General features: G+C 43.5%; 1 protein-coding gene. It reads right to left on the bottom strand.

Annotated elements, in window-relative coordinates; genetic code table 11:
- Positions 1-129: 129 nt before the first annotated feature.
- On the bottom strand, positions 130-336 hold the full coding sequence (locus CCD76_RS19365; RefSeq protein WP_087721112.1) for an AlpA family transcriptional regulator: 207 nt from the start codon (positions 334-336) through the stop codon (positions 130-132).
- Positions 337-974: the final 638 nt, after the last annotated feature.

Genomic DNA, 974 nt, shown 5'->3' with positions numbered 1-974 from the left:
TATAGCTCATTTGATCATCCGGAACCCTACAGCTAGTCGTGTTCTTCAAGAGTCTTTCATCATCCACAAAGTAAGTTTCTGTGGTGGTGCGCTGCTGAGCTTTCAATAGCATTTACGAAATATGATCGATTACTGTTTTTCGAATTGCTCGCACGCTTCGTCTCTTTCCATGATTTTCGAGGCTATCCAGTCGTCGACTTCTCTTTCTACCCAAGCGACATTTCTTTCTCCTAAAGAAACTGGCTTTGGAAACCTGTTTTCAGAAATGTATTTGTAAACAGTGGACCGCGCCAGGCCAGTTTGAAACATCACGTCTTTCAGTTTGATTAATCTCATGTCTACGAAGCTCCATATTCGTCTCATGAGATTCGCCATGCCTGTAATATTTAACCTTACCAATTTCATTGGAGCCTAGGGCGTGTTCGCCTTTTTCACTGAATGGGGTTGGCCGGCAGGTTCGAGTCGAGAGGGCGGGCCACCATGTGCGTATTCTGATACCAGCTCCTGACATGAGGCCAAGCATGATTCTGGCAATGTCAGGTACCGGGATCATTGGTAACTTATTGATTTTTTCGTCTCCTGGTAAATTATGGCCATCATGCTCCTCTGAAAATCCTTCGCAAAGCTGACGAAAAAATTACTCAATTGGACTGAAAAAATGCCGATAAAGCTACGAGAGGGTTACGTAGTTCTATAGCGATTCAGAGGGTGGAGGTTTACTTTGGCGGCATTGAATAGAGGTTCTGTTTTTAATCGACTGACATTAAGCTGTGCTAGACATTGTCGTGGCTATGCGAGTGTTATAAACAATGATGAGTCGGGCTCATTTAAGGTTGCGCCGACGCGAGAGTCGATTGAAAACTACTTGTTCGAAATAGATCCGGCATTGGTGCCGGAGAAAATAGAAAGCTTGTTGTTATGGGAAAATAGCAGGTTACTAAGTACCTGATCTAAAGTTTTCGTGTAATATCCAT

It is taken from the genome of Salinicola salarius (assembly GCF_002179555.1).
Lineage (GTDB): Bacteria > Pseudomonadota > Gammaproteobacteria > Pseudomonadales > Halomonadaceae > Salinicola > Salinicola salarius_A.
This window is presented reverse-complemented; position numbering and strand designations above follow the sequence as displayed.